Origin of the sequence: Chelatococcus composti (genome assembly GCF_014201415.1) — a bacterium.
GTDB lineage: Bacteria > Pseudomonadota > Alphaproteobacteria > Rhizobiales > Beijerinckiaceae > Chelatococcus_A > Chelatococcus_A composti.
In genome coordinates, this window is the sequence record NZ_JACHEH010000007.1 from 106,336 (window position 1) to 128,083 (window position 21,748).

Here is a 21,748-nt window from a genome sequence, read left to right on the forward strand (position 1 = left end):
TTGCGGCTCGGATGCCGCTAAATCCTGTGGTCTTCGGGGCGGGGCGCTTGCCTCGCCCTTTCCGCATGAAATACTCGGCAGAGGCGACGGACGTGATTCTCGCGTCCGCAATTGATCGGTGCGACGCATGAATTCGGCGAGCCCCAAGCTGCAGGACCCTGCGAAGACGCCCGAGCCGACGATGGATGAGATTCTGGCGTCCATCCGGCGCATCATCACCGAGGATCAGGCTTCGGCTTCGCCGACGCCCCGGCCCGCTCCGACGGATGAGCGCACACCCCGTCCGGATACCGGCCAGCCCGATGGCGTCCGTCCCGAGATCGCGCGCCGTGATATTGCCGCGCAGGAGAGGGCGCGTCGCGACGAACCCTTCCTGCCGGAGCCGCCGCGTCGGCCGGTCGTGGCGCAGCAGGCGCGCCCGGCCCAGCGTCCGGCGCCGCCGTCTGCCGCCCCGGTGGTAAACGACGCCGCGCCGGCCGTGGTGGACCAGGCGGGGACTTCGCGCACCGCAGTCGAGCGCAGCCTAGCCGAGCAGGTCATGCCCTCGCTCGTCGCCTCGCTCTCGGCAGGGCTGCCGCCGCGCCAGCCTGAGCCTGCGTCCGTCCCCCGCGAGCCGCGGGACGAGCTGCTTTCTCCCCAGGCAGGGGCCAGCGTCGCCTCGTCCTTCGAGGCCCTGACGGCGACAGTCGGCGGCAGCCAGGGATCGCGCACGCTGGAGGATCTCGTGCGCGACATGCTGCGCCCCATGCTCAAGGCGTGGCTCGACGACAACCTGCCGGCCCTGGTCGAGCGGCTCGTGCGCCAGGAAATCGAGCGCGTGGCACGCGGCGGCCGGCGCTGAAACTTTCCCCGCCGGCGGAGCCGACCGGCCCCTCCGGCCGGTCTGTGATTGACTTATGCCCTCCGCTTCGCTTTCTACCAGTCGGTTCCCGGCGCCGGCACCCGCCGGCGCGCGCAAATGGTTTGGGTGATGGACAAGACCTTCGAGCCGAGCGCTGTCGAGGCGCGGATTTCCGCCATGTGGGAGAGGGAAGAGGCGTTTCGCGCCGGCCGTGCCGACCGCGCCGGCGCGCCGCCCTACTGCATCGTCATTCCCCCTCCCAACGTCACCGGCTCGCTGCACATGGGCCATGCACTCAACAACACGTTGCAGGACGTGCTGTGCCGGTTCGAGCGCATGCGCGGCAAGGATGTGCTGTGGCAGCCGGGCACGGACCATGCCGGCATTGCCACGCAGATGGTCGTCGAGCGCCAGCTCGCCGAGCGGAAGGAGCCGTCCCGCCGCGAGCTCGGGCGTGAGCGCTTCGTCGAGCGCGTCTGGGCGTGGAAGGAGCAGTCCGGCGGCACCATCATCAACCAGCTCAAGCGCCTCGGCGCCTCCTGCGACTGGTCGCGCGAGCGCTTCACCATGGACGAGGGCCTGTCCCAGGCCGTCGTCAAGGTCTTCGTGTCGCTCTACAACGAGGGGCTGATCTACAAGGACAAGCGCCTCGTCAACTGGGATCCGCGCTTCCTCACGGCGATCTCCGACCTCGAGGTGCAGCAGATCGAGGTCAAGGGCAACCTCTGGCACATCCGCTACCCCATCGAGGGCGAGCCGGGGCGCTTCATCACGGTCGCCACCACCCGGCCGGAGACGATGCTGGGCGACACGGCCGTCGCCGTGCATCCCGAGGATGAGCGCTATCGCGATCTCATCGGCCGCAACGTCGTGCTGCCGCTCGTCGGGCGGCGCATCCCCATCGTGGCTGACGCCTATTCCGACCCGGAGAAGGGCACCGGCGCGGTTAAGATCACGCCGGCGCACGATTTCAACGACTTCGACGTCGGCAAGCGCCACGGCCTGCGGCTCATCAACGTCCTCGGCCCGGCGGCGGAGATCACCGTGCGCGACAACGAGGCCTTCCTGGAGGGGGCCGAGGCAGGCGCCGATCTCGATTGTGTGCTCGCACTGCACGGGCTCGACCGTTTCGAGGCGCGCAAGCGCATCGTCGCCATGCTCGAAGAGCGGGGGCTGCTCGAGAAGGTCGAGCCGCACACGCACATGGTGCCGCACGGCGACCGCTCGGGCGTCGTCATCGAGCCGTGGCTGACCGACCAGTGGTACCTTAACGTCAAGCCGCTCGCCGAGAAGGCGCTCGCCGCCGTGCGCGAGGGCAAGACGCGCTTCGTGCCCGAGACCTGGGAGAAGACCTACTTCCAGTGGCTCGAGAACATCGAGCCGTGGTGCATCTCGCGCCAGCTCTGGTGGGGGCACCAGATCCCGGCGTGGTATGGGCCTGACGGCCAGATCTTCGTGGCGACCAGCGAGGACGAGGCGAAGGCGGCCGCCGCCCGCCACTACGGCCACGAGGTGGCGCTGACGCGCGACGAGGACGTGCTCGACACGTGGTTCTCCTCCGCACTGTGGCCGTTCTCGACGCTCGGCTGGCCGGAGAAGACGGCGGAGCTCGAGCGCTATTATCCGACGAGCACGCTCGTCACGGGCTTCGACATCATCTTCTTCTGGGTCGCCCGGATGATGATGATGGGCATCCACTTCATGAAAGACGTGCCCTTCCGCAACGTCTACATCCACGCGCTCGTCCGCGACGAGAAGGGCGCGAAGATGTCGAAGTCCAAGGGCAACGTCATCGATCCGCTCGATCTCATCGAGAAGTACGGCGCCGATGCCCTGCGCTTCACCCTCGCCGCCATGGCGGCGCAGGGGCGCGACATCAAGCTTTCGACGCAACGCGTTGAAGGATATCGCAATTTTGCGACGAAGATCTGGAACGCTGCGCGCTTTGCGGAGCTGAACGGCTGCGTCCGCCAGGCAGGTTTTGCACCCGAGAAGGCGACCCTGACCCTCAACCGCTGGATCCTCGGCGAGTGTGGCGCCGCCGCCGCCGCCGTCACCGCCGCGCTCGAGGCCTTCAAGTTCAACGAGGCGGCGGGCGCGGTCTATCGCTTCGTCTGGAATCTCTTCTGTGACTGGTATCTCGAACTCGCCAAGCCGGTGCTGCAGGGCGAGGACGGGCCGGCCAAGGACGAGACGCGGGCGACGATCGCCTTCGTCCTCGATGAGATCTGCAAGCTGCTGCACCCCTTCATGCCCTTCCTCACCGAGGAGCTGTGGGCCATCAAGGGCGCGGAGGGGCCGGCGCGCGAGACGATACTGGCGCTTGCGCCGTGGCCGGCGGGCAATGCCGCCGGCGATGCCGAGGCGGAGGCCGAGATCGGCTGGATCATCGACCTCGTGTCCGATATCCGCTCGGCCCGCTCGGAAACCAACGTGCCGGCCGGAGCGCAGGTGCCGCTCGTCTTCGTCGGGGCGTCGGACGAGACCTGCGCACGCGTGGCGCGCTGGGAGGAGGTGCTGCGGCGCCTCGCGCGCCTGGGCGAGATCAGCTACGCCGAGACGGTGCCTGCGGGCAGCATCCAGCTCGTCGTCCGCGGCGAGGTGGCGGCCCTGCCGCTCGCCGGCCTCGTCGACCTCGCGGCGGAGCGCGTGCGCCTCGAGAAGGAGGTCGGCAAGCTCGATGCCGATATCGCCCGCATCGACGCCAAGCTGGGCAATGCGGACTTCATCGCCCGCGCGCCCGAGGAGGTCGTGGAGGAGCAGAAGGAGCGCCGCGAGGCCGCGCTCCTACGCCAGGCCAAGATCCGGGAGGCGCTCGCCCGTCTCGCGGGCGCTGCATAGCGCACAAGGTTAATTTTCTCTCAATTTTATGTGACATCAGTGCAACAGGCCGCGACGATCATTGATCGTCGCGGCCTGCTCGCTGCGCCTGCCGCGAAGCCGCCATAAACGAGTCGCACCTCTTGCCTCACAGCAAATCCTTGAAAGTGCTGCGGTTTGGCTGAAGGGTCCAAACGTCCGGCAAGCGATTGCCGGGAGTGGCGGGCTCGTGCGTGCCTCTTGGCATCGCCGCAGGCTTCTGGGAAAGAATTGCCTCCGCGAGAGGCCGGCGAACAGGGATTGCGTTGGCAGATGGACGCGCGCGTCTTCGACAAGGCGAAGCTGCCCAGCCGTCACGTGACGGAAGGGCCGGCGCGTGCGCCCCACCGTTCCTACTACTACGCCATGGGCCTCACGGAGCGGCAGATCCACCAGCCCTTCGTCGGCGTCGCCAGCTGCTGGAACGAGGCCGCCCCCTGCAACATCGCTCTGATGCGCCAGGCCCAGGCGGTAAAGAAGGGCGTGGCGGCCGCTGGCGGCACCCCGCGCGAGTTCTGCACCATCACCGTCACCGACGGCATCGCCATGGGCCACCAGGGCATGAAATCCTCGCTCGTCTCGCGCGAGGTCATTGCGGACTCGGTCGAGCTCACCATGCGCGGCCACTGTTATGATGCGCTCGTCGGCATCGCCGGCTGCGACAAGTCGCTGCCGGGCATGATGATGGCCATGGTGCGCCTCAACGTGCCGTCCATCTTCATCTACGGCGGCTCCATCCTGCCTGGCAATTTCCGCGGCAAGCCGGTGACCGTGCAGGACGTGTTCGAGGCCGTCGGGCGCCATTCGGTCGGCGACATGTCGGACGAGGACCTTGCCGAGCTGGAGCAGGTGGCCTGTCCTTCTGCCGGCGCCTGTGGCGCCCAGTTCACGGCCAACACCATGGCGACCGTGGCTGAGGCCATCGGCCTCGCGCTGCCCTATTCCTCCGGCGCCCCGGCGCCCTACGAGATCCGTGACCGCTTCTGCATGACGGCTGGCGAGATGGTGATGGAGCTCGTCGCCCGGCAGATCCGCCCGCGGGACATCGTCACTCGCGAGGCGCTGGAGAATGCGGCGACTGTCGTCGCCGCCTCGGGCGGTTCCACCAACGCGGCGCTGCACCTGCCCGCCATCGCCCACGAGGCGGGGATCAAGTTCGATCTCTTCGATGTGGCGGAGATTTTCCGCCGCACGCCCTATATCGCGGACCTCAAGCCCGGCGGACGCTATGTCGCCAAGGACCTGTTCGAGGCCGGCGGTGTTCCGTTCCTGATGAAGACTCTGCTCGATCACGGCTTCCTCCACGGCGACTGCATGACCGTGACGGGCCGCACGATCGCGGAGAACCTCGCCTCCGTGCGCTGGAACGACGAGCAGGACGTGGTGCGTCCCGCCGACGATCCGCTGTCGCCGACGGGCGGCGTCGTGGGCCTTCGCGGCAGCCTGGCGCCCGACGGGGCTATTGTGAAGGTGGCGGGCATGGACGAGGACAGCCTTGTCTTCGCGGGGCCCGCCCGCTGCTTCGACAGCGAGGAAGCCTGCTTCGAGGCGGTGAGAAACCGCGCCTATGAAGAGGGCGACGTGCTCGTCATCCGCTACGAGGGTCCGCGGGGCGGGCCGGGCATGCGCGAGATGCTGGCCACCACGGCCGCCCTCTACGGGCAGGGCATGGGCGACAAGGTGGCGCTCATCACGGACGGGCGTTTTTCCGGCGCGACGCGGGGCCTGTGCATCGGCCACGTGGGGCCGGAGGCAGCCGTGGGAGGGCCGATCGCCCTCCTGCGCGACGGTGACATCATCGAGATCGATGCCGTGGCCGGAAGGCTGGATGTGCGGTTGTCGGAGGCCGAGATGGCGCGTCGGCGCGCCGTCTGGACACCGCGCGAGACGGACTATGGCTCGGGGGCACTCTGGAAATATGCGCAGACGGTCGGGCCGGCGCGCGGCGGCGCCGTGACCCATCCCGGCGCTTTTGAAGAAAAGCACTGCTATGCTGACCAGTAGAGTATTTGCGCGGGGGCTCGGTGCCCTCATCTTCGCCGCCGCCGTGCCGACGGCCTTGGCGCTCGACGGCCCGCGCCCGGCCGCTTCACCGGTAATCGCAACGTCGCCAACCGAGCCCTTCAAGTCGGTGCGCGATGCCTTCAAGATCGGCATCCGCGACTACAACGCCGGAGACAAGGTGGGAGCGGTGCGCGCCCTCGAATATGCGGCGACGCAGGGCCACACCATGGCGTTGTGGAAGCTTGGCCGGATGTATGCCGAGGGCGACGGCGTCATGCACGACGACCTCAAGGCATTCGAGTATTTCTCCAAGATTGCCGACCAGTACGCGGACGAAAGCCCGACGTCGGCGAATGCGCGCTTCGTTTCCAGCGCCTTTGTCGCGCTCGGCGGCTATTTCCTTGAGGGCATTGCCGGCAGCTACGTCAAGCGCGACGTCAACCGCGCCGTGGACATGTTCTACTACGCGGCCTCCTATTACGGCGACCCCGACGCCCAGTATGGCCTCGCGCGCCTTTATCTCGAGGGCATAGGCGTGGAGAAGGACAGCCGCCAGGCGGCGCGCTGGCTGCACCTGTCGGCGGAAAAGGGGCATCACGCCGCCCAGGCGCTGCTCGGCAATCTCCTCATCCTCGGTGACGGCGTGCCGCGCCAGGGCGCCCGCGGTCTGATGTGGCTGACCCTGGCGCGCGAGGCGGCCGATCCGGAGAAGGACGCTTGGATCATCGAGCTGCACGACAAGGCCTTTGCCGCCGCGAGCGAGAGCGACCGGCAGGCGGCGCTGGCATACATGCAGCAGTACCTGAGCAAGAACCGCTAAGCGACTCTGACGATTCAAACTTCCGGCACCGGCTGTCGTTCGGCGAGCCGGGCCCGGTGATAGGCATAGAGCCGCGCGTGGCGCACGCCGTGCGCACTGCGCGATAGCTCTTCAAGCTGTGCCAGCGCCGTTGGCCGGCCGGCGATTGCGGCCTCGACGGCAGCGTCGTGCCGCCGGCGAAAATCCTCGAAATCCGCATCCGGCCCCTCCGGTCCCGATACCAGGGCATAGAGGCGCGTCGCCCCGCCGCGGCCGCGCAGGCGCACCTCGTCGACGAGGAGGAAGGCGAAGGCCGGCGCTGCGGCAACGACTTCTCCCGAGACGAGGATGGGCTCCCCGTAGGTCTTGCTGGTCTGCTCGATGCGCGCTGCGGCATTCACGGTATCGCCGACGGCGGAATAATCGAAGCGGTGCCGCGAGCCGAGATTGCCCACGCAGGCCGGCCCGGTGTGGATGCCGATGCCGATGGCGAGCGGCGGCAGTCCCTCCATGGCAAGGGACGGGGCGAGGCGGGCGATGGCCTCCTGCATCGCGAGCGCCGCCTCGAGCGCCTTCGCCACATGCTCGGGCACGTCGAGCGGCGCGTTCCAGAACGCCATGAGGCCATCGCCCAGGAATTTGTCGATGGTGCCGCCGTGGCGCATCACCTCGTCCGCGAGCGGCGTATGCACGGTATTGAGGAAGGTGACGACCTCGCGCGCATCGAGCCGCTCGGCGCGGCTGGTGAAGCCGCGAATATCGGCAAAGAGCACGGTGAGGGGGCGGATCTCGCCACCGAGCGCCAGGCGTTGAGGCTCGCGCGCCAGCGCCGACACCACCTCGGGCGACAGGTAGCGCGCGAAGGCGTCGCGGATCCACCGTCGCTCCGCCTCCGTGCGCCGCAGGGCGATGGCGATGGCGCTGGCGAAGGAGGCTACCGTGCCGACGAGCGGCCAGACGGGGTCGACGAGCAGCGCCCCATGCGTGAAGGCGAGCCAGCTCCCCGCGACGGCGGCGGCGGCGAGGACGATGAGGCCGAGGGCGCTGAAAAGGGGGCGCAGCCGGAGGGCAAGGGGTGCCGCCAGTGCTGCAAGGACGAGCAGCGCCACCACTTCGAGCCCGGGGGCATAATCCGGCCGCACGAGGCGGGCGCCCGACAGCACATGCTCCAGAAATTCGGCGTGGATGTCGACACCCGGCACCGCTGCCTCGAGCGGCGTCGCGCGCACGTCGGCAAGGGTTGCCGCGCTCGTGCCGAGGAGAACGATGGCGCCGGAGAGGGCGGAGGTGTCGGCCGTGCCTTCGAGCAGGCGCCAGGCAGCGATGCGGCGCCCAGGCTGCGTGCCCGCGTAGTGGATGCGCACGGCGCCATCGCCTTCGGTGGCGATGGTGGCGGCCCCGATGCGCACGGCCGCGACCCCCGTTTGCCGGCCGAAGGCGGTCTCGCCGCTCGCATTCGAGGCACGCACGAGGATGGTCGAGGCCCCCTGCGCCACGCGCAGTGCCTCGCTCGCCAGGCCCGGCACCATGGCATCGCCGAGTACCAGCAGGGTCGGCACGCGCCGCACCACGAGGTCGCGGTCCGGCACCCAGTTGAGCGCGCCGATGCCTGCCGCGGGCTCCGTGAAAAGGGGCAGGGAGGGGATGACACCGGCAAAGCGCGGCACGAAGGCTCGCGGATCGTCGCCGGCGGTGGCGAAGCCTGCCTTCGGAGCAGGGAGCGTCCCGCCTGCCGCGTTCGTCAGCGTGAGGCTCATGACGACGGGGACGGAGGCCGCGGCCTGCGCCAGCCGCTCGTCGCTGGCCGCGTCCTGCCGCTCCGGTTCGGACAGGAGAATATCGAAGGCCACCGCGGCGGCCCCGGCCTCCCGCAGCCGGTCGACGATGGCCGCGAGGCGGGCCCGCGGCCACGGCCACTGGCCGAGCCGCGCAAGGCTCTCGTCGTCGATGTCGACGATACGCACCGGCAGGGCCGGATCGTAGGGGCGGGGTGACAGCCGCTGGTAGCTGTCGAAGATGATGTCGCGCACCGCCCGCACTGGCATCGGGGACCACAGGATGAGGACGGCCATGACGGCGGCGGGCACGAGCACGGCGGCCCAGCCGCCGGGCCGCAGGCCGCGGCGCGTGCTTCCCCCGGCAGGCATCGATGTCGCCGGCGTCGCGCCGCTTTCCCGCATGGAACGCCTCCCTCTGCAGGCAGAATGTTGCAATCGCCCCGGCGCCCAAGGCAATCACTCGTGCATCGGGCAGGTTACGGGTTATAATTTGGTGCAGGGCAAGAGGGGCGAGCGATGGCAAGGAGCTTGTTCGCGACGCTGGCCGCACTGGCTGGCTGCATTCTCGCAGCATCGACCGGACCTTCGGCGGCTCAGACGGACATCGGCGACGCCGTGGTCGCGGAACGCCAGGTGTCGGGCAATCTCAAGGGGCGTGTGCGGACGGTTTCCGTCGGTTCGGACGTGTTCGCCGACGAGGTCATCCGCACGGGCCGGGACAGTGCAGCGCGCCTCGTCTTTCTCGACGACACCCATCTGATGATGGGGGCCAATGCATCCGTCACGCTCGACCGCTTTGTCTTCAATCCGGACGGGACGGCCGCCCAGGCCGTCATCCGCGCCACGCGCGGCGCCTTCCGCTGGGTGAGCGGGGCTTCGCCCTCGCGCGCCTATCAGATCCGCACGCCGGTGGCGACGATCGGCGTGCGCGGCACCGTCTTCGATATGCTCGTGGAGGCAGCGCGCGTCACGGTGGTGCTGCAGGAGGGGAGGATTGTGGTCTGCACCCTTGCCGGCCGGTGTGTCGACGTGGTGCAGCCCGGCGACGTGGTCGTCGTTACCCGCACCGGCCTGTCGGGGCCGGCGCCCGGCACGGCGAACACCTTCGACTTCTACCAGGCCTGCGTGCAAAGCAGCAACCGCGCGCTCTGCCGCCAGGTGGAGCAGGTGCCGGTGCAGCAACATCGGCCCTACTGGCTTTTTGACCGCAACGGGCCCGGTTCCCCGGGTTCAGACGGCGACGGCTCCTCGTCGGGCGGCAATCGCGGAGGCGGAGGGGGCAGCGGCAGCAACAGCAATTCGGGGAGCGGCGGTCAGAGCGGCGACCCGACGGGGGCGAGCAGCAGAAACTGAGGCCGGCGCTCACACGTCGAGTTCGGCCATGAGGGGCACGTGGTCGGACGGCTTGTCCCAGCCGCGCGTGTGCCTGACCACAGTGACGCTGCGCAGTCGGTCAGCCGCCTGCGGCGACAGGAGCATGTGGTCGATGCGGATGCCGTTGTTCTTCTGCCAGGCGCCGGCCTGATAGTCCCAGAAGGTGTAGATGCCGTCGGCATCGGTGGTGGCGCGCAGGGCATCGCACAGGCCGAGGTGAAGGAGGCTGCGGAACTTCTCCCGCGTCGGCGGCAGGAAGAGCGCATCGTTCACCCACTGCTCCGGCCGGGCAGCGTCCTTCGGTTCGGGGATGACATTGAAGTCGCCTGCGATCACGAAAGGCTCTTCCTCGCGCAGACGGGCCCGCGTATGGGCATGGAGCCTGTCCATCCAGGCGAGCTTGTAGCTGTACTTCTCCGAAGGCGCGGGGTTGCCGTTCGGCAGGTAGATGCAGGCGATGCGGACCACGCCCTTGTCCCCCGGCACCAGCGCCTCGATGAAGCGCGCCTGCTCGTCGCTGTCGTCGCCGGGCAGGCGCAGCTGGATGTCCTCCATCGGCCGCTTGGAGAGGATGGCGACGCCATTGAAGCTCTTCTGCCCGCGCACGGCGATGTTGTAGCCGGTGCCGTCGAGCTCGAGCCGCGGAAAGGCATCGTCCTGGCACTTCAGTTCCTGCAGGCAGACTACATCGGGCGCCTCTTCCTTGAGGAATCGCAGCAGGTGCTCCTGCCGCTGCTTGACGGAATTGACGTTCCAGGTGGCGATCCGCATGGCGTGTCGGCTCCGGCGAAGGGTGTTGCCTGATCGTCAGGGAGATGTGACACGGGAGGGGCGGCACCGCAATCGCAGGAACCGGAGACAAGGGATGGACCGGGCGGGCTGGCACGTGACAATCGATGCCTATTGCGAGCGCCTCGATGCGGGTTTCTGGTCCGAGCCCGTCAATGCCGTGACGAACGGCGCCTTCATTCTTGCCGCGCTTGCGGCGGGCGTCGTCTGGCTGCGCGCCCCGCGGCGCGATTGGCTCGTCGCCATCCTCATCGCGCTTACCTTCGCCGTGGGCCTCGGCTCCTTCCTCTTCCACACGGTCGCGACGCGCTGGGCAGCCCTCGCTGACGTGCTACCGATAGCCCTGTTCATCGTCATCTACTTCTTCCTCGCCATGCGGCGCTACCTTGGCCTGCCGCTGTGGGCGGCGCTCGCCGTCACGGCCGCGTTCCAGGCGCTCTCGATGGCGGTGCCAGGGCTGTGGCGCGATCTGACTGTCAGCTGGCTCGGCTACGACCCGCTGGGCGGCTCGGCAGGCTATTTGCCGGCCGCGGCCGCGCTGATCGGGGTCGGGGCGTTGGCATGGGGGCGCAGGCCGGCGGTCGGCTGCACGCTTTTGGGGGTCGGCGGTCTCTTTCTCGTCTCGCTCGCCTTCCGCAGTGTCGATTCGGTCGTCTGCGCTACCTGGCCGCTCGGCACCCACTTCCTGTGGCACCTCGCCAACGCGCTCGTGCTCTTCCTGCTGCTGCGGCTCGCCCTGGTGCGGTCGTCCTGACGTCTACCAGCGCCTCGTGCAGACGCGCACGTGGCGCGGCCCGCACGGGGTGTCGCGCCAGCGGCAGACGACACGGCCGCACGGCGGCGGCCCGGGCCGCCAGAAGCACCCCAGCGATTGCACACCCACCGGACGGAGGTGACAGGACCTTCCGCTCGCTCCGCTGTTCGGGCGATCCGCTGTTCGGGTGATGTCGGTTGTCAGCCCGTTCAGTTCTTCTCGATCGACACACCACCCTGGCCGATGCTGATCTCGACGCCGTCGGGTTTGCGCTCTTCCTGGTAGAGCCGGTACCCGAGAACGGCGACGACGACGCATAACGCGCCGACGACGAGATAGAGCAGGCTCCGCGACCCCATGATGCACCCCCGATCCTCTTGTGTCCGGTTGGACACGGGGGCTGGGCGGCAATTGTTCCGGGGACGGTCAGCCGGCCCCGGCAACCGCCCTGACACCGTCGATGACGAACTGCACCGCGAGAGCGGCGAGGACGACGCCGAGCAGCCGCGTCAGCACGATGTTGCCCGTGGTGCCGAGAAGGCGCGAAATGCCGTTGGCGAGGTAGAAGACGACGAGGCAGAGCGCGAGCACCGCGGCGATCATCAGGAGGAGTAGGCCGAGCCGCAGCGGGTCGCCGTCCGTCTGGCCGGCGAGGAGGATGGTGGCCGTGATGGCGCCGGGCCCGGCGAGCAGGGGGATGGCGAGCGGAAAGGCCGCGACGTTGCGGATGTGATCCTCCGTGATCGCGGTGTTCGCCGTCGCTGCCTTGCGGGCGGTCCTGAGCTCGAACACCATCTCGAAGGCGATCCAGAACAGCAGGAGCCCGCCGGCGATGCGGAAGGCGGGCAGGCCGATGCCGAGCGCCCGCAGCAGATAGTCTCCGCCGAGGCCGAAGAAGGCCATGATGCCGAAGGCGATGAAGGCGGCCCGCACGGCGACGCGCCGGCTCTCGGCCGTCGTCATGCCGCGCGTGAGGCTTAGGAAGATCGGGGCTAGGCCCGGCGGGTCGAGCGTGACGAGCAGCGTAACGAGCGCCGACGAGATGAATTCCTGCACGATGCCCCCGCGTTCTGACGCTGTGCGACGGCGATTGTGCCGTTGCTGCAGTGGCTTGCGCAAGGCACCCGGCGCTCCTTTGCCCTCATGGCCAGCATCGGTGGGGCGGGCGCGCCGCAAAAACATCCGAAATCGTGACTAAGTGGCTGATTCTCATTGCGGATCGGACGCGCCGTGCGGAGCTTTCTGCTATGGCATTTTGGGGCCGGATGGGCTAGACGGAGTAAGACTCATTCCGCCCGCGACACCCGCCGGCGGAACATTCACTGCGGACGAGCACCTTGGCGGATCAAGACGACATCCAGAACGGCGGCAGCGACCGCACGCCGCCCGGAGGCGATATCAAGCCGGTCTCCATCATCGACGAGATGAAGCGCAGCTACCTCGATTACGCGATGAGCGTGATCGTGAGCCGCGCCCTGCCGGATGTGCGGGACGGCCTCAAGCCCGTGCATCGGCGCATCCTCTTCTCGATGCACGAGAACGGCTACACGCCGGACAAGCCCTACCGCAAGTCGGCCCGCATCGTCGGTGACGTGATCGGTAAGTACCACCCGCACGGCGACCAGGCGATCTACGACGCCCTCGTGCGCATGGCGCAGGACTTCTCCATGCGCCTGCCGCTCATCGACGGACAGGGCAACTTCGGCTCGGTGGACGGCGACCCGCCGGCGGCCATGCGCTACACCGAGTCGCGGCTCGCCAAGGCGGCGATGCCCCTGCTCGAGGACATCGACAAGGACACCGTCGACTTCAACGACAACTACGACAACACGGAGAAGGAGCCGTCGGTCCTGCCGGCGCGCTTCCCGAACCTGCTCGTCAACGGCGCCGGCGGCATCGCCGTCGGCATGGCCACCAACATCCCGCCGCACAACCTGGGCGAGGTGGTCGAAGCCTGCGTCGCCTTCATCGACCGGCCCGAGATCAGCGACGAGGAGCTGATCGAGATCGTGCCCGGTCCGGACTTCCCGACCGCAGCGACCATCCTCGGCCGCTCGGGCATTCGCTCCGCCTACACCACCGGGCGCGGCTCCATTATCATGCGCGCCCGCAGTACGGTGGAGGAGGTGCGCAAGGATCGCGAGGCGATCATCGTCACCGAGATCCCCTACCAGGTGAACAAGGCGGCGCTGATCGAGAAGATCGCCGAGCTGGTGCGCGAGAAGCGCATCGAGGGCATCTCCGACCTGCGCGACGAATCCGACCGCGACGGCATGCGCATCGTCATCGAGCTCAAGCGCGATGCGGTGGCGGAGGTCGTCCTCAACCAGCTCTACCGCTACACGCCGATGCAGACGAGCTTCGGCGCCAACATGGTGGCGCTGAACGGCGGCCGGCCAGAGCTGATGACGCTGCGCGACATGATCTGCGCCTTCGTGGAGTTCCGCGAGGAGGTGGTCTCCCGGCGCACCAAGTTCCTGCTCGGCAAGGCCCGCGACCGGGCCCACGTCCTGGTCGGCCTCGCCATCGCCGTGGCGAACATCGACGAGGTCATCCACCTCATCCGCACGGCGCCGGACCCGAACTCGGCACGCGAGGCGCTGATGGCGCGCGACTGGCCGGCCGGCGACGTCGCGCCGCTCATCGCCCTCATCGACGATCCGCGCCACCGCGTGCAGGAGGACGGCACCTATCGCCTGTCCGAGACGCAGGCGCGCGCCATCCTCGACCTGCGCCTGCAGCGCCTCACGGCTCTCGGCCGCGACGAGATCGCCGACGAGCTCAACAAACTCTCCGACGAGATCAGCGACTATCTCGACATCCTGCGCTCGCGCGCGCGCATCATGGGCATCGTGAAGGACGAGCTGATCGCCATCCGCGACGCCTTCGCCACGCCGCGTCGGACCGAGATCCTCGACTGGGCGGCGGACGTGGAGGACGAGGATCTCATCCAGCGCGAGGACATGGTCGTCACTGTCAGCCACGCCGGTTACATCAAGCGCGTGCCGCTGACGACCTATCGCGCCCAGCGGCGCGGCGGCAAGGGCCGCAGCGGCATGCAGACGCGCGACGAGGATTTCGTCACGCGCCTCTTCGTCGCCAGCACGCACACGCCGGTGCTGTTCTTCTCCTCGCGCGGCCAGGTCTACAAGGAGAAGGTGTGGCGCCTGCCGCTGGCGGCACCCAACGCGCGCGGCAAGGCCCTCATCAACATGCTGCCGCTCGAAGAGGGCGAGCGCATCACCACCATCATGCCGCTACCCGAGGACGAGGCGAGCTGGGCGTCGCTCGACGTGATGTTCGCCACGGCGAGCGGCAATGTGCGGCGCAACAAGCTGTCCGACTTCGTGCAGGTGAACCGCGCCGGCAAGATCGCCATGAAGCTTGACGAGGGCGACGCCATCGTCGACGTGCAGATTTGCACCGAGCAGGACGACGTGCTGCTGACGACGGCGCTCGGCCAGTGCATCCGCTTCCCGGTCACGGAGGTGCGCGTTTTCAAGGGGCGTGATTCCACCGGCGTGCGCGGCATCTCGCTGGGAGAGGGCGACAAGGTCATCTCCCTCGCCATCCTGCGCCACACAGACGCGACGGCGGACGAGCGCGCCGCCTATCTCAAGCTCGCCAATGCCGCGCGCCGTGCCGCCAATGGTGACGGGGCCAACGGCGACGAAGAGGGCGAGCTGGAGGAAGGCGCGGCCGACAGCCGCCTGTCGCAGGAGCGCTATGCGCTCATGGGCGCGGCCGAGCAGTTCATCCTCACCATCTCGGAGAACGGCTACGGCAAGCGCACCTCGGCCTACGAGTACCGGGTCACCGGCCGCGGCGGCAAGGGCATCGTCGCCATGGCCGTCAACGAGCGCAACGGCTCGCTCGTCGCATCCTTCCCGGTCGAGGCAAGTGACCAGATCATGCTCGTCACCGACGGCGGGCAGCTCATCCGCTGCCCGGTCGACGACATCCGCATCGTCGGCCGCGCCAGCCAGGGTGTCATCGTCTTCAACACAGCCGAGGACGAGCGCGTTGTCTCCGTCGAGCGCATCAGCGACGAGGGCGAGGACGCGAGCGGTAACGGCGAGGCCGGCGAGGCCAGCGAGGGCGAGGAAGGGGCAGGCGAGGCCTGAGTGGCCAGTCCGCACCGCGACCATCCCGACGAAGCGGCGCCCCGGCGCCGCTTCAGTCGTTTTCGAGGTCCTCGCGGATGTCGGAAAGCTTCGCGCGCATCGCGTCCGAGACCTGCGGGAAGGCGAGGTCGAGCTTGCGCATCTCGCCGATGATGGCGGCCATGACGACGACGCGCGTGAACCACTTGTTGTCCGCCGGCACCACATACCAGGGCGCTTCCTCGGTCGCGGTGGCGCGGATGGCGGCCTCATAGGCCTGCATGTAGGCGTCCCAGTGCTGGCGTTCGTCGACGTCCTTCACGTCGAACTTCCAGTTCTTGGATGGGTCGTCGATGCGGTCGAGAAGGCGCCTCTTCTGCTCTTCCTTCGACACGTTGAGGAAGAACTTGAGGATCTTCGTGCCGTTGCGCGAGAGATAGTCCTCGAACCGGCGGATGTCCTTCAGCCGCTCGTCCCAGATGGCGTCCGTCACAAGGCGGCGGGGCAGGCGCTGGCGGGCGAGAAGTTCAGGGTGTACGCGCACCACCAGCACCTCCTCGTAGTACGAGCGGTTGAAGATGCCGATGCGGCCGCGCTCCGGCAGTCGGCAACTGGTGCGCCACAGGAAGTCGTGGGCAAGTTCCTCCTCGGACGGGGCCTTGAAAGGATGCACCTGACAGCCCTGGGGGTTGATCCCGGACATTACGTGCTTGATCACGCCGTCCTTGCCGGCAGCGTCCATCGCCTGGAAGATGAGGAGCACCGCCCATTCCCGCTGGGCGAAGAGCTTCTCCTGCATGTCGCGCATGTGGGAGATGCCCTCTTCCAGCATTGCCTTGGCCGCGGCCTTATCGATGTCGAAGCCGTTGGTGTCGCGCGGCTCATGCTTCGAGAGCCGGAACTTGCTGCCGTCCGTGATGCGATAGGAGGCAAGAAGGGCATCGATGTCCGACATGGGCGACTCCGGGGGCAGGAAGGGGCTAGGATAAAGGGCCCGGCCGGTTTATCCAGCGCAGGGTGTCGTCAGGGAGATTCCATGTCCGCACGCACCGCTCTCTATGCCGGCTCGTTCGATCCCGTCACGAACGGGCATCTCGATGTCGTGCGCAACGCCTGCCGCCTCGTCGACAGGCTCGTCATCGCCATCGGCATCCACCCGGGCAAGACGCCGCTCTTTTCCGTGGAGGAGCGGGCGGCCATGCTCGAGGAGGAATGTGCTCCGCTGGCGCAGCAGCAGGGGACCGAGCTTGCCGTGGTCACCTTCTCCGACCTCGTGGTGGAGGCGGCGCGCCGCCATGGCGCGAGCCTGCTCATCCGCGGGTTGCGCGACGGCACGGACCTCGACTACGAGATGCAGATGGCGGGGATGAACGAGGCGCTCGCGCCGGACGTGCAGACCGTCTTCCTGCCGGCCTCGCCCATGGTGCGCCCCATCACAGCCACGCTCGTGCGCCAGATCGCGTCCATGGGCGGCGATGTCTCGCGCTTCGTGCCCCAACGGGTGGCCGCCCGCCTTCAACGACGTTTCGCTGCCGGTTGACCGGCCGGATCAGGAGAGCCTCATGCCGCGTTTGCTGCTCGCGCTTGCCGCCTTCGTGTCTCTCATCGTCGCGCCCGCGCTCGTCGCACCGGCCGCGGCGCAGGCGCTTGATCCCGAGAACACGATCTATCTCGACACCAAGGACGGGCGTGTCACCATCCGCCTGCGGCCGGATCTCGCGCCGATGCATGTCGAGCAGATCAAGAAGCTGACGCGCGCCGGCTTCTATGACGGCGTCGTCTTCCACCGCGTCATCGAGGGCTTCATGGCGCAGACGGGCGATCCGACCGGCACCGGCACCGGCCGCTCGAACCTGCCGGACCTGCCGGCCGAGTTCTCCAACGCGCCCTTCAAGCGCGGCACCGTGGGCATGGCGCGGGCGCAGGATCCCAATTCCGCCAACTCGCAGTTCTTCATCTGCTTTGACGACGCGTCCTTCCTCAACGGCCAGTACACCGTCTTCGGCGAGGTCGTGTCGGGCATGGAGGTGGTCGACAAGATCAAGAAGGGCAACCCGGCCCGCAACGGCATGGTCGACAACCCGGACAAGATCGTCCGCATGCAGGTCGCTGCGGACGCCAGGTAACGCCGCAGGCAACGGTGAAAGATCGCTTGTCGAGCGGCGGGCGCCGCTTGGGCCGTCCACGGCCCTTACAACCAGGAGAGGAAAGATGACGACCGATCCCGAAAACACGATCATCATGGAAACGACCAAGGGCCGCGTCGTCATCGCGCTGCGGCCGGACCTGGCGCCCAACCACGTGGCGCGCATCAAGGAGCTGGCGCGCGCCGGCTTCTACGACGGCATCGTCTTCCACCGCGTTATCGACGGCTTCATGGCCCAGGCCGGCTGCCCCTACGGCACGGGCACCGGCGGCTCTGACCTGCCGGACCTGAAGGCCGAGTTCAACGAGGAGCCGCACGTGCGTGGCACCTGCTCCATGGCCCGCACTCAGTATCCCCACTCGGCCAATTCGCAGTTCTTCATCTGCTTCGACGATGCGCGCTTCCTCGACCGGCAGTACACCGTCTGGGGCAAGGTCATCGAGGGTATGGAGAACGTCGACCAGCTGAAGCGCGGCGAGCCCGTGCGCGACCCCGACAAGATCATCTCGATGCGTGTCGCGGCCGACGCGGCATAATATTGGCTGAACGCGGGCAGACCGGGTGCCTCGCAGGTGGCGCCCGGGCTCAGCACGGCCGGGTGGCCCGGCTCCTGCCCGCCGGCCGCGTGGCCCGCGAGGCAAGGCAGTGAGGGCTGGCTGGGCATGCCTGCATGCGGAAGGCACACTGGCAAGCCCCCTGCCGGCCGCCTAAGTCCTGTCTCGAAGCCCCTCGTTTCATTCGGGAAGAACCGTTGCGCGTCGATCTGTTCGACTTCGAACTGCCGGAAGAGAGCATCGCCCTGCGGCCGGCGAACCCGCGCGACAGCGCGCGCATGCTCGTCGTGGACCCGCGCGAAGGCCGGCGGGAGGACCGCATCGTGCGCGAGCTGCCGGGCCTGCTGCAACCGGGCGACGTCCTCGTTCTCAACGACACGCGCGTCATTCCTGCGCGCCTTTCCGGCATACGGGTGAGGGGGGAGGCGGTCTCCCGTGTCGAGGTGACGCTCCACAAGCGCGAGGGGGCGGATCTGTGGCGCGCTTTCGCTCGCCCAGGCAAGCGCCTGCTGGCGGGTGACCGTATCCGCTTCGGCGAGGAGGCCGAGAGCATGGCCTGCCTGCTCGCCGCGCTCGACGCAGAGGTCGCGGAGAAGGGCGAGGGCGGCGAGGTGCTGCTGCGCTTCGCCTTCGCGGGCCCGGCGCTCGACGAGGCGATCGCACGCCTCGGGCGCATGCCGCTGCCGCCCTACATTGCCTCGAAGCGCCCCGACGACGCCGCCGACCTCAGGGACTACCAGACCATCTACGCCCGCCACGACGGCGCCGTCGCTGCGCCCACTGCGGGTCTCCACTTCACCGGCGAGCTGTTCTCGGCGCTCGACGCGCGCGGCATCGCACGGCACTTCGTGACACTGCACGTTGGCGCCGGCACCTTCCTGCCGGTGAAGGTGGAGGACACGCGCGACCACCGCATGCATTCCGAGTGGGGCACGATCGATGCGCCCACCGCCGCGGCCCTCAACGCCGCCCGCGCTGAGGGCCGGCGCATCGTCGCCGTCGGCACGACGGCCCTGCGCCTTCTGGAGAGCGCCGTGCGCCCCGACGGCACCTTCGAGGCCTGGAGCGGCGATACGGCGATCTTCATCACGCCGGGCTATCGCTTCCGCGCCGTCGACGTGCTGATGACCAATTTCCACCTGCCGCGCTCGACGCTCTTCATGCTGGTCTGTGCCTTTGCCGGCATGGAGACGATGAAAGCGGCCTATGCCCACGCCATCGCGGCCGGCTATCGCTTCTATTCCTACGGCGATGCCTGCCTGCTGTTCCGTGCGCCGGAGACGCCAGCATGACCGTTTCCTTCACCTTCACCCCCGGCAAGACGTGCGGCGCCGCCCGCACGGGCGAGATCCGCATGCCGCGGGGTGTCATCCGCACGCCGGCCTTCATGCCTGTCGGAACGGCGGCCACCGTCAAGGCCATGTATCCCGACCAGGTGAAGGCGCTGGGGGCCGACGTCGTTCTGGGCAACACCTATCACCTCATGCTGCGTCCGGGGGCGGAGCGGGTGGCCGCGCTCGGCGGCCTGCACAAGTTCATGAACTGGCCCTATCCGATCCTGACGGACTCGGGCGGTTTCCAGGTCATGTCGCTGGCGCAGCTGCGCAAGATCGACGAGAACGGCGTCACGTTCCAGTCGCACCTCGACGGTTCGACGCACGTCCTGACGCCGGAGCGGTCGATCGAGATCCAGGGCCTGCTCGGTTCCGACATCCAGATGCAGCTCGACGAATGCGTGCGGCTCCCGTGCCCGGAGGCGGTGGCGGAGAAGGCGATGCGCCTCTCCCTGCGCTGGGCCGAGCGCTGCAAGATTGCCTTCGGCACGCAGCCCGAGCGGGCGCTGTTCGGCATCGTACAGGGTGGCGAGGTGCCGCGCCTGCGCATCGAGAGCGCGCGCGAGCTGGTCAACATGGGGCTCGACGGCTATGCCATCGGCGGCCTCGCCGTCGGCGAGCCGCAGCACGTCATGCTCGCCATGATCGAGACGGTGATGCCCTATCTGCCTGAGGGCAAGCCGCGCTACCTCATGGGCGTCGGCACGCCGGACGACATCGTCGAGGCCGTGCGCCGCGGCATCGACATGTTCGACTGCGTGATGCCCACGCGGGCCGGCCGGCACGGCCTCGCCTACACCCGCTTCGGGCGCATCAACCTGCGCAACGCGCGTCACGCGGACGACCCGCGGCCGCTCGATCCCGAATCCAAATGCCCGGCGTCGAACACCTACAGCCGCGCCTACCTGCACCACCTCGTCAAGGCGGGCGAGATTCTCGGCATGATGCTGCTGACGTGGAACAATCTCGCCTATTATCAGGATCTCATGGCCGGCCTGCGCCGCGCCATCGCGGAAGACCGCCTCGACGACTTCATCGCCGAAACGAGGGCGGGCTGGGCACGCGGCGAGAGTGACGGAGAGGTGGCCACCAGCTAAGCGGCCTCACCAGGCCGGGGAGGCGGGCGTCACGAAGAAGCCGTCCTCCGCCTCGGTCGTCCCGTTCATCGCGGCCGCCAGCATGTCCTCGATGCGGCGGGCGATGCCGATGCGGTAGTGCATCGGATCCCAGTAGTTGCTGTCCTCCCGCGTGACGGGGGAGGAGCGCCGGAAATCGACCAGCAGTGCGCCGCGCCTCTTGGCAATATCGACGAGCGCCGCCTTGCAGGCGGTCTCGACGGCGACGGCCCGGCTGCCCGGCCGCGGCTGCACGGCGACATGCACCGGTGGCAGCACGATCATCTTTCGCGTCTCGGCCGGCGCGCGGGCCAGCATCGCATCAAGCCACGCGAGCGCCGGAAAGCGCCAGCTGGCACGCTCCGCTTCGCTCACCGTCTCGGCCGGCACGACGGGCGTGATCTGCCGCGGCTCGCGCCCCTGCCAGATGTGCATGCGCGCGCGGGCGAGGTCGTAGCGCTCCTCCGGCGGCACGAAGACCTCGTATCCGTCGCCACGAATGCGCTCGTCCATCAGGCCAAGCCGGTAGGCCGCGACGCGCAGGGCGATCTCGAGGTTCTTCGAGTTGAAGAGATAGGCCCAGTCGTTGAGCCGGTCATCATCATAGAGCCACGGCGGGAAGGGACGTGGCGTCAGGCGCCTGGCTTCGCTGTCCGCATCGTGGTCGCACCACGGTGCATCGATGCCGAAGACGAGCACCTGCGGCTTCGGGGTGTGGCGCAGGAAGAGATCGGCGATCTGCATCTGCTCCCACGGTGTGGCGGCGTTCATGGCGAGGTTGGCGAAGCGCCCCCCAAGCAGCGTATCGAGCCGCTGCGGATCGAGCAGCCGGACCGTCGAGGTGCCGAAGACGGCCGAGGAATAGCGTCCGCTGCGCACGATCTGCGGATAGACGTAGCGCTGGTTGATATCCATCAGCGGGCCGAGCTCGCCCGCACCGCGCGTGACGCCGTAGGGGTCGAAGCCGGCGATGATGCCGTAGGCAAGGGCGCAGAGCGCGAGCACGGCAAGGAGGAAGGTGCAACAGAAGCGCCGCGCCAGCGCCTCGTTCTGCGCGCTGCCGACTCCTTCCGACGGCAGGCCTGCTGTCGACATCATCTGCAATCCCTTGCCGGCGGCGGGTGAGCGCGCTGGGGCTTGAACCCAGGACCTACTGCCCAGAAGTCAACGAACAACTATTTATTATCAACGGCTTATACGGAGCCAGTGTCCGATTTCAACTCCAAATCAGGCGCAAGTCGTATGGTGTCGGGCCGCAGCATATCGCACGCGGCCTCAACATTCCGTCGAAGAACGCG

General features: G+C 68.3%; 18 protein-coding genes. 12 read left to right on the forward strand and 6 right to left on the reverse strand.

The window, feature by feature from the left end; genetic code table 11:
• Nucleotides 1-127: 127 nt before the first annotated feature.
• From HNQ73_RS18105 to HNQ73_RS15075, 4 genes are all read left to right on the forward strand, one after another.
• Nucleotides 128-841: a DUF2497 domain-containing protein gene (locus HNQ73_RS18105; protein WP_183335706.1), complete on the forward strand. Its 714-nt coding sequence runs from the start codon at nucleotides 128-130 to the stop codon at nucleotides 839-841.
• Nucleotides 842-967: 126 nt separating this feature from the next.
• Entirely contained in the window at nucleotides 968-3,682 is a 2,715-nt protein-coding gene (locus tag HNQ73_RS15065) for a valine--tRNA ligase (RefSeq protein WP_183335951.1), read from the forward strand.
• Nucleotides 3,683-3,973: 291 nt separating this feature from the next.
• On the forward strand, nucleotides 3,974-5,704 hold the full coding sequence (gene ilvD / locus HNQ73_RS15070; RefSeq protein WP_183335707.1) for a dihydroxy-acid dehydratase: 1,731 nt from the start codon (nucleotides 3,974-3,976) through the stop codon (nucleotides 5,702-5,704).
• Nucleotides 5,691-6,524: a tetratricopeptide repeat protein gene (locus HNQ73_RS15075; RefSeq protein ID WP_183335708.1), complete on the forward strand. Its 834-nt coding sequence runs from the start codon at nucleotides 5,691-5,693 to the stop codon at nucleotides 6,522-6,524. Before ilvD ends, HNQ73_RS15075 begins: the two co-directional genes overlap by 14 nt.
• A gap of 14 nt (nucleotides 6,525-6,538) precedes the next feature.
• Here the strand turns inward: HNQ73_RS15075 and HNQ73_RS15080 are convergent, their stop codons facing one another.
• Entirely contained in the window at nucleotides 6,539-8,683 is a 2,145-nt protein-coding gene (locus tag HNQ73_RS15080) for a CHASE2 domain-containing protein (RefSeq protein WP_183335709.1), read from the reverse strand.
• A gap of 126 nt (nucleotides 8,684-8,809) precedes the next feature.
• On the opposite strand from HNQ73_RS15080, the gene HNQ73_RS15085 reads away from it, so the two are divergent.
• Nucleotides 8,810-9,634: a FecR family protein gene (locus tag HNQ73_RS15085; RefSeq protein ID WP_183335710.1), complete on the forward strand. Its 825-nt coding sequence runs from the start codon at nucleotides 8,810-8,812 to the stop codon at nucleotides 9,632-9,634.
• A gap of 9 nt (nucleotides 9,635-9,643) precedes the next feature.
• Here HNQ73_RS15085 and xth read toward each other — a convergent pair whose 3' ends face one another.
• Nucleotides 9,644-10,426, reverse strand: a complete 783-nt coding sequence (gene xth / locus HNQ73_RS15090; RefSeq protein WP_183335711.1) for an exodeoxyribonuclease III — start codon at nucleotides 10,424-10,426, stop codon at nucleotides 9,644-9,646.
• 94 nt (nucleotides 10,427-10,520) lie between these two features.
• On the opposite strand from xth, the gene HNQ73_RS15095 reads away from it, so the two are divergent.
• Nucleotides 10,521-11,198, forward strand: a complete 678-nt coding sequence (locus HNQ73_RS15095) for a hypothetical protein (protein WP_183335712.1) — start codon at nucleotides 10,521-10,523, stop codon at nucleotides 11,196-11,198.
• Between the two features lie 209 nt (nucleotides 11,199-11,407).
• Here HNQ73_RS15095 and HNQ73_RS15100 read toward each other — a convergent pair whose 3' ends face one another.
• A complete protein-coding gene (locus HNQ73_RS15100) occupies nucleotides 11,408-11,557 on the reverse strand; it encodes a hypothetical protein (RefSeq protein ID WP_183335713.1) in 150 nt (49 codons plus the stop codon).
• Between the two features lie 67 nt (nucleotides 11,558-11,624).
• Entirely contained in the window at nucleotides 11,625-12,257 is a 633-nt protein-coding gene (locus tag HNQ73_RS15105) for a MarC family protein (protein WP_183335953.1), read from the reverse strand.
• A 278-nt stretch (nucleotides 12,258-12,535) separates the two neighbouring features.
• Between HNQ73_RS15105 and gyrA the strand changes: the two genes are divergently transcribed.
• Nucleotides 12,536-15,322 carry a DNA gyrase subunit A gene (gene gyrA, locus HNQ73_RS15110; protein ID WP_183335714.1) on the forward strand — a complete coding sequence of 929 codons (2,787 nt, stop codon included), beginning with the start codon at nucleotides 12,536-12,538 and terminating at the stop codon, nucleotides 15,320-15,322.
• Nucleotides 15,323-15,374: 52 nt separating this feature from the next.
• On the opposite strand, the gene HNQ73_RS15115 is transcribed toward gyrA, so the two are convergent.
• Nucleotides 15,375-16,256, reverse strand: a complete 882-nt coding sequence (locus HNQ73_RS15115; RefSeq protein WP_183335715.1) for a polyphosphate kinase 2 family protein — start codon at nucleotides 16,254-16,256, stop codon at nucleotides 15,375-15,377.
• Between the two features lie 81 nt (nucleotides 16,257-16,337).
• Between HNQ73_RS15115 and coaD the strand changes: the two genes are divergently transcribed.
• The 5 genes from coaD to tgt all read left to right on the forward strand — a co-directional run bounded on the left by coaD (nucleotide 16,338) and on the right by tgt (nucleotide 20,432).
• Complete coding sequence (gene coaD, locus HNQ73_RS15120; protein WP_183335717.1) at nucleotides 16,338-16,841, forward strand: pantetheine-phosphate adenylyltransferase; 504 nt, start codon at nucleotides 16,338-16,340, stop codon at nucleotides 16,839-16,841.
• A 22-nt stretch (nucleotides 16,842-16,863) separates the two neighbouring features.
• A complete protein-coding gene (locus HNQ73_RS15125; RefSeq protein WP_183335720.1) occupies nucleotides 16,864-17,427 on the forward strand; it encodes a peptidylprolyl isomerase in 564 nt (187 codons plus the stop codon).
• A gap of 85 nt (nucleotides 17,428-17,512) precedes the next feature.
• On the forward strand, nucleotides 17,513-17,983 hold the full coding sequence (locus HNQ73_RS15130; protein ID WP_183335722.1) for a peptidylprolyl isomerase: 471 nt from the start codon (nucleotides 17,513-17,515) through the stop codon (nucleotides 17,981-17,983).
• Between the two features lie 215 nt (nucleotides 17,984-18,198).
• Nucleotides 18,199-19,293, forward strand: a complete 1,095-nt coding sequence (gene queA / locus HNQ73_RS15135) for a tRNA preQ1(34) S-adenosylmethionine ribosyltransferase-isomerase QueA (RefSeq protein ID WP_183335724.1) — start codon at nucleotides 18,199-18,201, stop codon at nucleotides 19,291-19,293.
• Nucleotides 19,290-20,432: a tRNA guanosine(34) transglycosylase Tgt gene (gene tgt / locus HNQ73_RS15140; RefSeq protein WP_183335726.1), complete on the forward strand. Its 1,143-nt coding sequence runs from the start codon at nucleotides 19,290-19,292 to the stop codon at nucleotides 20,430-20,432. The genes queA and tgt overlap by 4 nt, the downstream gene beginning before the upstream one ends.
• Nucleotides 20,433-20,438: 6 nt before the next feature.
• On the opposite strand, the gene HNQ73_RS15145 is transcribed toward tgt, so the two are convergent.
• Nucleotides 20,439-21,548, reverse strand: a complete 1,110-nt coding sequence (locus HNQ73_RS15145; RefSeq protein ID WP_244650239.1) for a hypothetical protein — start codon at nucleotides 21,546-21,548, stop codon at nucleotides 20,439-20,441.
• Nucleotides 21,549-21,748: the final 200 nt, after the last annotated feature.